Raw genomic sequence first — 14292 nt, 5'->3', positions numbered from 1 at the left:
TCTTGTTATTTATTAAGTAATTATCGTTCGTGAGGGATTATAAATACTAATATTCATAATTCCTTAATTCAATGCTTTATTCAGCGTTTTCCCCCAATACTTCACAAACCAATCGCGAATAATTTGTTGCTGCCGGATCAATTGTTACCTTGCCTTTTTTAAAGCGTATTACTAATTCTCTCTTACTTCCAAGTTTTGCATCCGTTATATCATCTTTGGAATACTCTTTTGTAATGCCCAAGACACTTGTATGTATTATATTTTTTTCCGAAACAGTAACTTTCCAGTTTTTGCTAAATATGAAGCCTATGAGACCAATAGCAATACATGCCATCCCCAGATAATAATGTCCTTTAGTTACAGTATTGGAATTTTTAGAAGTAACCACCATAGTAGTAGTAAAAATCACCCCAAAGACAACCCATGCAACGCACAATCCCGCCATCGCTCCAGGGAGTTTGATATCATATATCTCGCTCATACTGTCTGTCACATTATTCTTATGTCCATTGTTCTTATAAAAAAATATTATCAGCAAAGCAATTACATTAACTAAGATTTTGATTCCATTACCCTTCATATTATGTTTAGTCTCCATTTTTTTAATTATTTTATATCCGGCACAACCTGTCCCAATTTACTATTAGGAAGATATATTAACCTATATTCTTCATTCTCATTTATTTCATAAGAATACAGCGTCATTTCTTCAATCTTTCCATTTATCTCCATATCAACGTATCTTTTTTCATAAAACTCAGGATCAGCATGATCATACCCTCTGGAAATCGCTTTTTCTGCACAATAAGATTTATTCAATACATACGGTAAATCTAATACTAATGGATAATACTCGTATAGTTCAAACAGTATTCCCGCATATATTAGCGGAATTAAAACTATATTTATACCTCTTTTTACTTTCTCGCTTTCAAAATTCAGATGAGTGAATAACCGTTTGCATCTTAATAATTTGACCGTAACATATATTAGTGCAATCAAAAATATTACAATATTCGCATACTCTCTAACCAAAATACCTGTAGTCATTAACTACGCTCCCCTTATTCACATACATAGACGTTCTCAATGATTAGACGTCATACTAACGTTTCCATTTCTATCATTATGAAGATTCAACACCAACTATATATGTTCTTTTACAATGTATACTCCCGTCAAGATAGTGACAACAGAAATAACCAATCCTTGCTTAGAATTCAAATTTATAGCCCGAGAGCTAAATTGCTATCGGGCTAAGTCGTATTTCGTGAGCTCTTTCTCAACATATAAAAGCCATTTATTCATATTGATAATTCATCAAATGGAACTTTTTGCTCTTTTATTACTGATACAAACTGTTGTCTACTATCAAAGTCAAATTCACCTAAATACAATTCTTTATCTTTGCCATTTTTTAGCTTCAATTTCAAGTAAGCATTATTTCTATATATACACCTATCAATATCTTTGTAATAGTAAATACGCGATAATGCTCCTATTCTCATTATAAATCTATCCTGTTCTATATATATTGTTTGCTTACACATAACATCAACAATGAAAACAATAATCACTGTACTCAATGCAAAAGCCAGCAAAACAATTAAACAATCAAACAGTGACATTTTATATGCTCCTCTGATAAGAGTATGTATTGCCGCTACCACAATAGGAATAGCTACTGCAATCCCTTTCTTACTTTTTTCTTGCTTAATAACAATAGTCTCCATGCCGTCTTTTACTCCATAAATTACAAGAAATATACCTTATTAAAAACTTACTGTTCTCGTTCTAATAGAATATTATTTTCCTTAAAATACATAATAAGCTCATCAAAATTATTCCATAACTCGCTTGGTTTCCTAAGCATTCTTACTTTTTTTCCATTAACAATAATTTCAATTCCTTTATACTTTGTATGCCCAGACTCTTTCTTTACTATCCTAACACAATCGATATCTTCTATTGAAAAACTCCTATGCAATACAAATAAAGTTTCTATTACAATAGTTCTATCCTTTACCGTTATCTTTACCGTATAAGAAACGATTACAAAAAAAAACAATAACAAAAAAGCAAAAACTATAATTGTTCCAATATCTAAAACAGAAAAATTGCCATATTTTAGTTGTGCTTCTACCAAAAAATAAATCAATACTACAAAAATAAATACTCCAATTCCAAAATTCAACCACCACAATTTTTGTCTCATCACTATACTTTTTTCATTCATTATGCGTAACACTCTCCATTTTTTAAAATTATTTTATATCCGGCACAACCTGTCCCAATTTACTATTAGGAAGATATATTAACCTATATTCTTCATTCTCATTTATTTCATAAGAATACAACCTCATTCTTTCAATCTTGCCATTTATCTCCATATCGACATATCTCCTCTCATAAAATTCAGGATCAGAATGACTATATCCTCTGGCAATTGCCCTTTCAGCACAATACGTTTTATTTAATACAAATGGCAAATCTAACACTAGTGGATAATATTTATATAACACTAGAAATATTCCTGCATATACAATCGGCGTAAAAATTATGTTTATAACTTTTTTTGCATTCTCACTTTCAAAGTTTAAATGAGTAAATAATCGTTTACATCTTAATAATTTGACAGTCGCATATATTAATGCCATTAACGTCACTACAATATTGGCATACTCTCTAACCAAAACACCTGTAGTCATTAACATCACTCCTCTAACACTTCACAAACCAATCGCGAATAATTTGTTGCTGCCGGATCAATTGTTACCTTGCCTTTTTTAAAGCGTATTACTAATTCTCTCTTACTTCCAAGTTTTGCATCCGTTATATCATCTTTGGAATACTCTTTTGTAATGCCAAAGACACTTGTATGTATTATATTTTTTTCCGAAACAGTAACTTTCCAGTTTTTGCTAAATATGAAGCCTATGAGGCCAATAGCAATACACGCCATTCCCAAATAATAATGTCCTTTAGTTACAGTATTGGAATTTTTTGAAGTAACCAACATTGTAGTAGTAAAAATCACCCCAAAAACAACCCATGCAACACACAGTCCCGCCAATGCTCCAGGAAGCTTAATATCATATATCTCGCTTATATTATCAGCATCAACACTGTTCTTTTCCCTAATACCATTGTCTTTCATTACCTATCCTCCTTTTTGTAATCACCGACACTATCCACCGGCACAGCTTGCCCAACATTACTATGAGGAAGATACACCACCACACATCTGTCTCCCTCTCGTATTCCGCAAGAATACAAATACATCCGTTTTGTGTCACCATTTATCTCCATATCAACACTTCTTCTGTCTATATAATTCTCATCAGAATAATCATTAGATTTTGAAACTCCTTCTCCATAGCAATAATTACCGCTCATGCAATTCGGTATATCTAATAGTATCGGATAATGAAAGTATAAAAGCCAAAGCAATAATGCATACATCGAAGCAAATATTGATAGCACCATCATAATTGAAAAAACTATCGCACCACTATATTCATCACTCTCATAGATAATATGCTTTATATATAGCTAGAGCGGGGAAATCCCCGCTCTAAAAAACACATATTGCTTTAAAAAATGACTACGCCTCATAAATCTACATAGCCACTTTTTTTATGAAAAATCTTAATTCTACAAGCTCAACCGTCCGCTTTATATAGCTACGGTTTATACTATACCTCTTTAATACTAATATATCGAGACATGTTACCAACAATGTCCTTTGAAGAATTGTATGTACCAATATGAAGTTTCACTTCTCGATCCGCCATATATAAGCATAGCGTTTCTGTATTCCTTCTAAAAAAACACTTAATAATGTTTTCATATAGATACTGCTTCTTGTACAATAAACCTTTTATTACAATCCTATCCTCATATACATAAAAATGCTTCAATGAAATCCACATTAAAGGAATAAGAAGAAGCGACGCTCCAATTGAGACAATAAATATGCAAAATAACCTCTTCGCCATTCCATTAAAATGTATAGTCGGATATGCTCCAAAGCCTATCGGGACAATAAGCACTGCAAACTTTAGATACTTATTGATAAATTTTTCTCGTTGCTCATACATAGCATTTATAACTCTATTCCCTCCATACAGTTTTGATTTTTTAAATAATCTAACAACATTTCAAAATTACATACGTTATCTTCATATAACTCAACGAAAGTATCATCATAATACACATGAATATACTCTCGCCTTGGGCCCTTATTCATTTTTTTTCTACCAATAGTATATTTTTTTATTTCAGAAGCACTTATTGTTCTTTCTGGCTTAAATATTTTCTTTATAATCAGAATGTCCGATTCCACTTCTATTGAATTAACTATTATAGCTCCGAGTTTGCAAAAAGCATACACCCCCATAATTATAATTGACGAAACAGCCAACACCAAAATCATCCAAAAATCCTTCGGCGTCGCACTATTTAATACTATTGCTACGCACATTGCTATATATACACCAAAAGAAAGAAAATACGATATAGCCTTAAAAAGCTTATTTTTACATTTCACCACAAATTTCATGCGCACTCCTCCTGCCTTCCAATATCAAGAATTGCTCCTAATAAATCAATTAGATTGCCCGACAAAACATCCGTTATATCATCCATATCATCGCGCCATATCTTCACCATATCATTAAACTCTTTTCGTAGTTTTTTTGACTGTCTAGCAATATCAAGATACCTTTTCTCTAATCTTTCAGCAGCCTCTTCATGTGTAGGATACCTTTTATAAAATCTGACGTTTATCCACGCAATTATAAATATCTTCTCTTCCACTAGCATATACAGTTAAAGCGGGTAAATACCCGCTCTAACAAATAGATACTTTTCTATTATTCTTTTTATCCTTATAGAATATCGAACACCAACCTATAATTGCAAACTATTACACCTTTTTTATATTGATATATCGAGACATGTTATTAACAATATCAATCGAAGAATTGTATGTACCAATATGAAGTTTCAATTCTCAATCCGCCATATATACACTCAGCCACCAATAATATTGTCACTCAGCTTTACCATATTCAGCCAATTTCTCACATATTTTATCAAAATTATCGCAATCTTTATCAATATACGTTATTACTTTGTTATTAGTAGATATTTTTACAATCTCTCTTGATAAATCCACCTCGTCAATTTCTTCTATATCTACATTAGAAAATACGATTGCATGTGAGTTTATTTTCATCAACAACAATATTCCATCTCACATAAACAAACTCCAAAACTACCCCAATTATATTAAGACGAGCTGCAAAGTCTAAGATTTTAGGGAACTTAACAATAAAACCATTTCCGCTCTCATCCAAAAAAGCTGTTTGTTTACTTAGATTCAATAAAACTGAATAGCTTATTATAATCAGTAATGCTGTAATTGCACTTGTTAGATATTTCATCTCCTTATCACCTCATCCACTTTTTCAAACGATCAATCATATATTTCCATTTTTCTTCTACCATATATGTAATAGTATCTCCATCAACCGTATGTATAACAACTTTAATTACTCGAGATTTTGGCTTGATTTCAATATCTTTCGTTATATAGTTTTTATTTAATACAATACAATCCGGTGATGGTACTGCAATAAACCACTCGTCGTCTTTATATATCAGATCCTTACTTATCTTTTTCCCCGCTAATGCTGAGAACATATCAACATCTAATGCATTATTTATCTTTTGGATTCTTTTTCTTAATGTTACTTTTCTATATAATGCATCCGGTATAAAAAAAATAAATCCAAAAGAAATAATTATAATCGCATATATAATTGTTTTTGCATCAATACTTTCCTGTTGATAAGTCAAGTGGACTGCACCAACAACAAAAATCAACTCAACTATGATTTCTACATTTAGCATAGCCACCATAGTAAGATAATATAGATTTTTCTCCGTTAAATCATACTTATTATATTTAAAAATCATATTTCTTCTGTTATGAAACAATCTTAAATATCTTTATATCTAAGATATGTTCACTTCCTCCTATTTGCTACTTATAAGAGAACTCTACGCTTCTTCCGTCAGCGTATCCAACCTTGATTACAGCACCTGAATTATTGTATTCATATGTTGTCGCATAGTTATCCCTGTCATTCTTTGTCTTAAGGCGTCCATACTGGTCGTACTCATATGTTTCTTTCCAGCCAAGAGCATCTACAACGCTCTTAAAACGTCCTGTAGCGGTATAGGTATAAAGAGTTGTGCTTCTGCTCTCAACTACCTTATTATTCTTCCCATAGATGATATCCATTCTTCCGTTAGGATATACAGTTAAAGCGGGTAAAAACCCGCTCCAACAAATATACGTTATTTCAATCTGTTTACTCTTTCAGCTTATCATTACTAACATTGTCATTAATATTTCTGTTATTGATACTTTGAAATTTCCTAAAAATGTCATTTATACCTTCCTCATACCATTTTCGAAAAAACATCCTATAAACGACATACTCTCAGCATAATCCATGCCTTTCAAAAGTATTGTTTTATCTGCTACTGTATAAATTTCAATCTATAACTTTTTCACTAACATTTCTAAGCAGTTTGTCTGCGTCCTGCCAAAATGCATTTACTCCAAACAGTTTCTCTTTTTCATGATTATATGCATTGTAATACAATAACCATTTTATTTTTCTACTAATATAAGCAATATCAGAATATCTCTGTTCTTTTTGCCCCATAATTCCGAACTTAATATATTTATCTCCATTTCCTACTATTCCATATACTCTACTACAAAGAAAATTTATCATAGAAAATAATATAAGCACTGTTTGAAACGCGCCAAAAAGCACCTGTCCCATTGTTAAATCTTCCGTATTATAGTAACCATACCATAATAATCCGGCTATAAACCATACACAAATGCTAAATCTAGCAGATACAATAGAATTCTTTCCAGGTCTACAGCAAAACTCTCCTTCGGGTAATTCCTTATATTTATGCAATGCTCCTACCATCCCTATGCATCCAGCAACAAGAACAATTGTCGCAAATAATAAATCCAAGAAATACAACTCCCGGTCTGGCGAATCATATATAAACACACATACTCCCGCACCAATAGTTATAGCAGCGACAATTAAAAATTTTATGTTTATTTTCTGATAGTTATCCTGTATTTCGTCATTAAGTCTATAATCTGTCATTTTCTTTTCGCCTCATAATAATTTTATATTTTCCATTATCATTTTTTATCAATCAAGCAATACACGTTTCACAAAAATTCCATACATCTTCTGCTAATTCTGGGAAAGTGCACTTAAACATAGTTTGAATTGTTTTTTGAATAACACCCTTATCATAATTCAAAGAATTCTTAATAAGCCATGCCAAAACAACTTCTTGCAATCTATCTTTAGCTTCATTATAAGGATAATTAAATATTCCCTTAGTTGGATAAGCTTTCGCTAAATCCGAATATGTATTATACATATTTTCAGCTTTAGAATCTCCTATATTCAAATTTGTCTTCTTTTCAATAAGATTTTTTATAGGTGTAAATTTACCAATCACTTCTCCCGCCAATGTAGAAAAAACAGAGGACATTCCGGATTTTACAACATCACTGCCGCCATAATTACTATTGCCAATCTTTGCTTTTACAAAATCACCCCCTATATCAATTGCTGCATTTGTAACTGTTCTCAAAAGCAGATCTCCGCCTTTACTAGCCACAAATTTTGATACAGCATTCACTCCAAATGCACCTGCTCCAACTACTCCAAGTATTCCGGTCGCAGCTCCCTTAAGCGCTCCTGTGGCAGTATCTAACAACACTTTTTTTCCGTCAATGGCTTTATAACTAAAATCACCATCTACAAACTGATTAACAACTGATGTTGCTCCCGAAAAGGCTCCTCCCAAAACAGTTGTAGTTACTATTGTACCAATTGCAGCGGACGCAGAAGATGCTGCAAATACCCCTGCAGCAACCGATGCAATTGCTGGTGCTGCAGCCACACAACATGCACCAATGGCAACTCCTGCAACAACCTTTATTCCAGCTTTTGCTATCTCTGTTTTATGATCTACTACAAATTTTCCTGCTCTTTTCGCCGTTGAAACAACTGCCGATGACACTGTTGATACTCCTTGTGCCAAAGTATTACCAGCTTTATCAAGCGCATTTGCAATAAATCCACCAAAATTACCATCTCTATCAACTATACCAATTGGATTTTCCCAACAATAACCGTAATGGTTAAATGTGAATGGAATATCAACGAACCCTTTCACATTATCTTCAGACTGGAATCTACCCGTTTCTGCTTTGTAGAATCTTGCCTGAGCAAACTTAAGACCTGATACTTCATCTTCCTGATAGCCTGTAAAAGCAAATGGCTGAATTATATTGCCCTGTTTAGTGTATGCATGCTTCGAGTTATTGTTTCTTATATTGCCTGTAAACGGATCTATATTTCTTCCAAAATCATCGAATGCATATGATGATACAACTGCTCCGTCAGTACCTGTCATGTACATAGGTGATCCAAGTTCATCCTGGAGATAATAGTAGTTATTTCCTGACTTTGACATAGAGATTACGTTGTTATCATATACAAAGCTCTCTGTCTCTCCGTTTACAGTTCTTTCAAGAAGGTTATAGTAATCCTTTGAAAGGTCACAGAGATACTCAATGTTTTCTTCAGGTCTTATGGATGCTACTCTGAATCCAAGTCCGTTATAATGGTTCTCAAGTTCTCCCTTATCCTTATCAACTACCTTTGAGAGCATGTTTGTAGCATCAAAAGTAAAGGTCTTCTGTAAGAGACCGTCTATGAACTCTTTCGTCTGGTTACCACGCTTATCATAATCATAAGTCTTAAGTATAGCCTGAGAATTATTAAGTTCCTTAGCTTCTACAAGTCTGTCGAGGACATCATATGTGTAAGATGTCTTTGTCTCTGTTTCAGACATACTTGTTCTGTTGCCGAATGCATCATACTCGTAGGAAGCTTTGGTTATTCCATCATGTGTTGTCTTTGTAAGACGACCGATAGCATCATAGCTATACTCATATCTTCCCGATACTTTATCAAGACCACGTCTGTTTCTATCTATGCCGCTGATAAGGCCTACGTTATTGTACGAATAGAAATACTTATCAAGTACGCCCTGCTTATCGGTACTTGTCATGCTCTCAAGATTTCCGCCGGGCATGTAGGTATAAGCCTGGCTCACACCGTTAGCAAAGTTCTTGCTTACAAGTCGGCCAATCTCATCATAAGCATAGGTCGTTTCTTCACCGTTTCCGATAACGCTGCTGAGCTGAAGCTTATCGTCATACTTATAAGAAACTGCCCTTCCGTCAGGATATGTAAGCTTTGTTCTTTCTCCTGTAGCGCCATACTCATAAGCAACAGTCCTGTTCTTAAAGTCTGTTACTTTTGTAAGGCGTCCTAAGATATCATTTTCAAGGATTGTCTTTCCGTACCAGTCATTTATCTGATTAAGCTGATTAAGTTCATTATAAGAGAATGAAACACTTCTTCCGTCAGCATATCCTACCTTTGTTACTGCACCTGCATTGTTATACTCATATGTTGTTGCATAGTTATCCCTGTCAGTCTTTGTCTTAAGACGTCCATACTGGTCGTACTCATAAGTTTCTCTCTGGCCAAGAGCATCAGTTACTTCCGTAAGCTGACCTGAAAGATCATATGAATAGATTGTTACACGTCCGTCTTTTCCAACTGTAGGGAATACATCTCCGGATTTTTCTGCATCATCTACAAGACCTTCTGCCCTATGTATACTCTTAAGCTTATCAAGAGCATCATAAGTATAGGCTGTCTCATTTCCAAGAGCATCTACTACGCTCTTAAGTCGACCTGTAGGTGTATATGTATAAAGAGTTGTGCTATTACCATCAACCACCTTGATGACTCTGCCCATAACATCATACTCGTAAGATACAGTCCTTCCGTCAGAACCTTCTACTTTCTCTACTCTATCAAGAGCGTCATATTTATAGCTTATCTCATAGCCATCAGCAAAGCTTCTCTTTTCTACCCTTCCAAGTCTGTCATAGATAAGTTTCTGCTCAAGTCTTTCGCAGAAATATGTAGCAATAAGCTGACCTTTTCTATAGTCAAACCTTGTTGTCCTACCCTCTGCATCTGTTATGCTCTGTAACTCACCAATCTTTGTATATGCATAGCATGTACTGTTTCCAAGTGCATCGGTTTCTTTTATTAGTCTTCCAAGAGCATCCACTTCTCTTGTATATCTGTTACCTACTGCATCTGTAACTGCAATAAGATTTCCATTTACGTCATAGTCATATTTTTGCACATGCCCGAGAGCGTCTGTTTCTGATGTGATATTTCCGACTGCATCATAAGTAATACTGCGTACTCTGATATCGCCGTTGTACTCAGCTATTACGTTTCCGTTTTCATCATAGTCGTAGGATGTTTCCCTATGCTCCGGATCTGTTACCTTTATAAGTCTCTTTAGAAGGTCATACTCGTAGGTCACTTTACCGCCGTTTGGAAGTGTGATCTCTTCTTCATCCCAGACGTTGTTATACTTAATAGATGTTTTCCTTCCGGCTTCATCGGTATATTCCGACACTTTTCCTATATTGTTATTAGTCCATTCCTTAGAAGTTCCATCAGGATTTTCTACACGGATAAGCTTGCCTAATAAGTCATAACTATATCTTGTCACATTTCCAAGAGGATCTGTAACCTTGCTTATCCTGTCCATGTCATCGTATTCGTAGGTAGTCTCTGCTCCAAGGGCATTCTTAGTAGAGATAACCCTTCCAAGATTATCTCTTTCATAGAACGTCTCGACGCCCTTACTGTCCTTTACATAGCAGATGTCTTTATTATCATCATATTTAAGGTATGTATAGTTTCCTTCCGCATCCCTTATGCGCTCTACCTGCCCGTTGTCATCATAGTAGATCCTACTCTCTTCATTAAGGGGATTTACTACATTTGTAAGCTCTCCGTAACTGTTATAAGAATACTTGTAAGTAGCTCCATCGGGGCCTTTTACTACGATAGGCTTTCCTGCCGCGTTATAAGTGATATTTGTTATATTACCCTTTGCATCGATTACCTTTGTAAGATGGCCTCTATTATCATAGCTAAATCTTGTAGTATAACCTCTTTTATCCGTTGCTGTAGTCTTCTGGTTCTTATCGTTATAAGTAAAGCTCTCGCCTATTCCCTGCTCAGGATATCTTGTTCCAATATGGCGTCCGAACTCATCAGAAAGATACTCTACTTTGAGTCCGTTCTGCTCTGTTGCAGTTGTAATATGATTATCTTCATCATAGAGGTAAGTGATAACACCACCATCAGGGAAACTCTGCTTTGTGACGCGTTTCTTATCGTCATACTCATTCTTAAGGAAGGTTGTTCCATTAGGAGTATCAACCTCGTTGATCACTCCATCTTTATCATAACGATACTTTCTTGTTGCACCGTCAGGATATGTTACAAGTGTAAGAAGGTTAGTCCCATTCTTATCCTCATACTCATATCTTACAGCTCTTCCTGTATTATCCTTTGCTGTGCAAATGCATCCGTTATCATTAAAGTAAAGTCTTATATATCTATATTCATCGCAGATACCAAGAGGACGCTCGCCGTCATACTCAACTCTTGCAAGCTCACACCTTTCGTTACCAAATGCTGATATTTTTCCATCTTTCTTAAACTCAGTATATGAACCATCATCCTGAATAAGTCTGTAATAATCCTTATACTCGATAAGTCTCCCTGACTCACCGTGTTCTTCTATATATTCTTTTTCTTCGTTCTCGTAGTCTTCTTTTACTACAGCACGTCCGTCTTTTGTAGTTACAAACTCGATCTCGCCAATTTCATCAAGATCATATTTCTTGCTGTCTTCTTCGCCGATGATTTCATTATCTTTTCTCTTTTTCTCATTTGTGGAAGCCTTGGTAAAATACCTTACGTAGCTTCCTTCGTGACCATCAGCAAAAAGGATCTTTATCTTACTGTCATCATCTTCACCTTCTTTAGTAAGGTGCATGTCAAAAAGGCTCGTCCAGCCTTTGCCGAAATAGCCACTTTTTTCACTCTGTGCGTTATAAAAACGCCTTACAGATAACGGGTATACACCTGCAATGTTAAGGTCTTCCCTGTCATTTATATAGTTTCCGTTATTAAGGTTTACAGGATCATAAAGATATACCTGGCATCTTGGGATCATTCCCTTAAGATATGCCTTGTAACTCTCAAAGAATTTAAGGTACTCTTCAGCATCTTCAGGAGCAAGGATGTCCTTTGGATCCTTCCAGCTAATGTTGTCTTTGGTACCATCAAAATTTGTTATATCTAAAGCGCCCTTGTTCATGCCTTCAACTATCTCATGGAGATTATGAACGATAGTATCAAGAAGGCTCTTAAATGCACTCTTTTCTATATCATTGGAATGTTCTTCATGGAAAGCAAGGAACTTCCTTGAAAACTCGGGAACAAAACCACCACTCTTATCTGGAGTCGTAATAGCATCAAGTGCAAGATGGGATTCTCTCGGATTAGGCCATGTATAGCTTTTCCTAGAGATAACGTCGCAGCCACCCGCAATGCTCTCTACTTCTCTATGGATATGGGTAATCTTGGGGTAAATTTCATTAAAGACCGAATTATAACCTGCAAAGTCTTCTGCAACCTTATTAAGATGCTGCGTCTTGATAACCGCTGAATCATCACTTTCAGAAAGATCCACCTTAAAATCTTCAAGAAGCGCTACTTCGCTCTCAAATCCTGCTCCCTGCATCATACTCTGAAGTTTCTGAATGCAGTATATAGTATCTTCTACAAGTTTTATCTGCCTTTGATCTATAAACTTCTTTGCTGAATCTGCTTCAGGTCCTGTATGTGTCTCATCAGTTACAAATGCGGTAAGTGCCTGTATAAGTTCTGATGACATATGAAGAAACGGATTATATACTTCCCCAAAACACTTATTAAAATACTCCCTTATCTTGGCCTGATGCCACTCTATATTATCCCCGTTAAATCCCATAACTCCTTAAACTCCCTTTCCAAGATTAATGTTTACTTCCGTCATATATATTATTCGCAGCTTCCTGAGATTTCTGTGCATCAATAGATACAATGTCATCTTTAACTTTTCTCATCACCCTAACCACCTGAAAAAGCTCCCTCTTTAAGAGTCTGAGCATATCTTCTACTTCGTGATCTGCCTGCTCATAATCAGGAATAACAGAATTAAGTCTGCAAACATTGTCAGGTGCAACATAACCTGTATATGTTTTTATAATCTCTGATGTCTGAGCATGTATGTTATCAACAACTCTTTCATATTCATCAACATCAATCTTTATCTCAGATGAGCTTCCTACACCTGCTCCTCCGCCAGCACTTATCTCATACGCATATTTTCTCGCTCTAATAAACATTTCGCTTCCTCCTAACTATCAATTATTTCGTGGTTCCGGATCCGGCTCGTGTTCTGGAGCATGTTCCCACTTATCCCACAATCTGTCAATTTCACGATTAAGTGCATCTATCTTATTACTTACATCCTGGATAGCTCTGTCTATTTGGCTATTAAGCGTTGCAGCATCTCCTGCATAGTTACCAAGTGCTGAATTAAGAGTATTCTTCTTTTCTACAGCAATAGTAAAATTAGCACCTTTCCAATCCTCAGAAGATCCGCCTGCAAGCATGTACTGCTCTACAGGACTCTTTACATATTCCTGCAACTTCGTTCTCTGCCAGATAAGTTCGTCTCTAAGTTCTTCCAGCTTATGCATTATGCTTGCATATCTATTTCTTTCTGCAGTTCTGTCTTTAATCTCATGCATATAATCACGCTTTAATTTCATTTATACTCCTCCTTTATTAGGTTGTAATCATATTATTCGTGAAGACCTACGACAGCTTTGACACTGTCATAGGTCGATAAACCTCATCCCTCGTATGTAAGACCTGAAGAATGTGTTGTATCAATCTCTTCCAAGTTGCTGGCTGATGTCTTAACGTTGCTTCCAAGTACATCCAATGTCTCTGCATACTTGTTAAGATCCTGATCAAGATCATAATATACACTAAGAAGTGTTGCAGCTGAATCACCGAAGATACCTTCTTCTGTGATCTCATCAACCTCACTTTTAAGCATAGAAAGCTTCTCTCTTAAATCTGCAGCAAAGTTTACAAGCTTTGCACCATTCTCTGAAATTATTCCGCTATCACCAGCGATCATACCATTTGCACCCAT

The 14292-nt window shown here is 35.3% G+C and carries 17 protein-coding genes; all 17 read right to left on the bottom strand.

The genetic code is table 11. The features are described 5' to 3' along the window. Positions 1-76 precede the first annotated feature (76 nt). Complete coding sequence (locus BLP87_RS13425; RefSeq protein WP_074463123.1) at positions 77-580, bottom strand: hypothetical protein; 504 nt, start codon at positions 578-580, stop codon at positions 77-79. A gap of 26 nt (positions 581-606) precedes the next feature. After that, a complete protein-coding gene (locus BLP87_RS13420) occupies positions 607-1050 on the bottom strand; it encodes a hypothetical protein (RefSeq protein ID WP_074463122.1) in 444 nt (147 codons plus the stop codon). A gap of 254 nt (positions 1051-1304) precedes the next feature. Beyond that, positions 1305-1733 (bottom strand): hypothetical protein, encoded by a 429-nt coding sequence (locus BLP87_RS13415; protein ID WP_074463121.1) that lies wholly within the window; start codon positions 1731-1733, stop codon positions 1305-1307. A gap of 47 nt (positions 1734-1780) precedes the next feature. Further along, positions 1781-2236 carry a hypothetical protein gene (locus BLP87_RS13410; RefSeq protein WP_074463120.1) on the bottom strand — a complete coding sequence of 152 codons (456 nt, stop codon included), beginning with the start codon at positions 2234-2236 and terminating at the stop codon, positions 1781-1783. Positions 2237-2264: 28 nt separating this feature from the next. Beyond that, complete coding sequence (locus BLP87_RS13405; protein WP_143002147.1) at positions 2265-2708, bottom strand: hypothetical protein; 444 nt, start codon at positions 2706-2708, stop codon at positions 2265-2267. Between the two features lie 5 nt (positions 2709-2713). After that, complete coding sequence (locus BLP87_RS13400) at positions 2714-3157, bottom strand: DUF6560 family protein (protein ID WP_074463118.1); 444 nt, start codon at positions 3155-3157, stop codon at positions 2714-2716. Then, the gene (locus BLP87_RS13395; protein ID WP_074463117.1) at positions 3157-3396 is read right to left on the bottom strand and encodes a hypothetical protein; all 240 of its coding nucleotides are present in this window, start codon (positions 3394-3396) and stop codon (positions 3157-3159) included. The genes BLP87_RS13400 and BLP87_RS13395 overlap by 1 nt, the downstream gene beginning before the upstream one ends. A 709-nt stretch (positions 3397-4105) precedes the next feature. Beyond that, complete coding sequence (locus BLP87_RS13385; RefSeq protein ID WP_074463115.1) at positions 4106-4561, bottom strand: hypothetical protein; 456 nt, start codon at positions 4559-4561, stop codon at positions 4106-4108. Next, positions 4558-4818, bottom strand: a complete 261-nt coding sequence (locus BLP87_RS13380; RefSeq protein WP_143002146.1) for a hypothetical protein — start codon at positions 4816-4818, stop codon at positions 4558-4560. The genes BLP87_RS13385 and BLP87_RS13380 overlap by 4 nt, the downstream gene beginning before the upstream one ends. A 386-nt stretch (positions 4819-5204) precedes the next feature. Next, on the bottom strand, positions 5205-5447 hold the full coding sequence (locus tag BLP87_RS13370; protein ID WP_074463112.1) for a hypothetical protein: 243 nt from the start codon (positions 5445-5447) through the stop codon (positions 5205-5207). 7 nt (positions 5448-5454) lie between these two features. Continuing rightward, positions 5455-5982, bottom strand: a complete 528-nt coding sequence (locus tag BLP87_RS13365) for a hypothetical protein (RefSeq protein WP_074463111.1) — start codon at positions 5980-5982, stop codon at positions 5455-5457. 67 nt (positions 5983-6049) lie between these two features. Then, a complete protein-coding gene (locus BLP87_RS13360; protein ID WP_074463110.1) occupies positions 6050-6310 on the bottom strand; it encodes an RHS repeat domain-containing protein in 261 nt (86 codons plus the stop codon). Positions 6311-6566: 256 nt separating this feature from the next. Next, positions 6567-7208 (bottom strand): hypothetical protein, encoded by a 642-nt coding sequence (locus tag BLP87_RS13355; RefSeq protein ID WP_074463109.1) that lies wholly within the window; start codon positions 7206-7208, stop codon positions 6567-6569. Positions 7209-7260: 52 nt separating this feature from the next. Then, positions 7261-13074 carry a DUF6531 domain-containing protein gene (locus tag BLP87_RS13350; protein WP_074463108.1) on the bottom strand — a complete coding sequence of 1938 codons (5814 nt, stop codon included), beginning with the start codon at positions 13072-13074 and terminating at the stop codon, positions 7261-7263. A 25-nt stretch (positions 13075-13099) separates the two neighbouring features. After that, the gene (locus BLP87_RS13345; RefSeq protein WP_074463107.1) at positions 13100-13471 is read right to left on the bottom strand and encodes a hypothetical protein; all 372 of its coding nucleotides are present in this window, start codon (positions 13469-13471) and stop codon (positions 13100-13102) included. A gap of 18 nt (positions 13472-13489) precedes the next feature. Beyond that, positions 13490-13900: a hypothetical protein gene (locus BLP87_RS13340; protein WP_074463106.1), complete on the bottom strand. Its 411-nt coding sequence runs from the start codon at positions 13898-13900 to the stop codon at positions 13490-13492. 83 nt (positions 13901-13983) lie between these two features. Beyond that, on the bottom strand, positions 13984-14292 hold the full coding sequence (locus BLP87_RS13335) for a WXG100 family type VII secretion target (protein ID WP_074463105.1): 309 nt from the start codon (positions 14290-14292) through the stop codon (positions 13984-13986).

It is taken from the genome of Butyrivibrio hungatei (genome assembly GCF_900101605.1).
GTDB classification, from domain to species: Bacteria; Bacillota; Clostridia; order Lachnospirales; family Lachnospiraceae; genus Butyrivibrio; species Butyrivibrio hungatei_B.
This window is presented reverse-complemented; position numbering and strand designations above follow the sequence as displayed.

Excerpts from the sequence above, each read along its gene's own strand:
- BLP87_RS13350 (WP_074463108.1), bottom strand. The coding sequence starts at position 13,074 with ATGGGATTTAACGGGGATAATATAGAGTGGCATCAGGCCAAGATAAGG.
- BLP87_RS13385 (WP_074463115.1), bottom strand. The coding sequence starts at position 4,561 with ATGAAATTTGTGGTGAAATGTAAAAATAAGCTTTTTAAGGCTATATCG.
- BLP87_RS13340 (WP_074463106.1), bottom strand. The coding sequence starts at position 13,900 with ATGAAATTAAAGCGTGATTATATGCATGAGATTAAAGACAGAACTGCA.
- BLP87_RS13355 (WP_074463109.1), bottom strand. The coding sequence starts at position 7,208 with ATGACAGATTATAGACTTAATGACGAAATACAGGATAACTATCAGAAA.
- BLP87_RS13425 (WP_074463123.1), bottom strand. The coding sequence starts at position 580 with ATGAAGGGTAATGGAATCAAAATCTTAGTTAATGTAATTGCTTTGCTG.
- BLP87_RS13360 (WP_074463110.1), bottom strand. The coding sequence starts at position 6,310 with ATGGATATCATCTATGGGAAGAATAATAAGGTAGTTGAGAGCAGAAGC.
- BLP87_RS13420 (WP_074463122.1), bottom strand. The coding sequence starts at position 1,050 with ATGACTACAGGTATTTTGGTTAGAGAGTATGCGAATATTGTAATATTT.
- BLP87_RS13395 (WP_074463117.1), bottom strand. The coding sequence starts at position 3,396 with ATGAGCGGTAATTATTGCTATGGAGAAGGAGTTTCAAAATCTAATGAT.
- BLP87_RS13335 (WP_074463105.1), bottom strand. The coding sequence starts at position 14,292 with ATGGGTGCAAATGGTATGATCGCTGGTGATAGCGGAATAATTTCAGAG.
- BLP87_RS13365 (WP_074463111.1), bottom strand. The coding sequence starts at position 5,982 with ATGATTTTTAAATATAATAAGTATGATTTAACGGAGAAAAATCTATAT.
- BLP87_RS13370 (WP_074463112.1), bottom strand. The coding sequence starts at position 5,447 with ATGAAATATCTAACAAGTGCAATTACAGCATTACTGATTATAATAAGC.
- BLP87_RS13405 (WP_143002147.1), bottom strand. The coding sequence starts at position 2,708 with ATGACTACAGGTGTTTTGGTTAGAGAGTATGCCAATATTGTAGTGACG.
- BLP87_RS13345 (WP_074463107.1), bottom strand. The coding sequence starts at position 13,471 with ATGTTTATTAGAGCGAGAAAATATGCGTATGAGATAAGTGCTGGCGGA.
- BLP87_RS13410 (WP_074463120.1), bottom strand. The coding sequence starts at position 2,236 with ATGAATGAAAAAAGTATAGTGATGAGACAAAAATTGTGGTGGTTGAAT.
- BLP87_RS13400 (WP_074463118.1), bottom strand. The coding sequence starts at position 3,157 with ATGAAAGACAATGGTATTAGGGAAAAGAACAGTGTTGATGCTGATAAT.
- BLP87_RS13415 (WP_074463121.1), bottom strand. The coding sequence starts at position 1,733 with ATGGAGACTATTGTTATTAAGCAAGAAAAAAGTAAGAAAGGGATTGCA.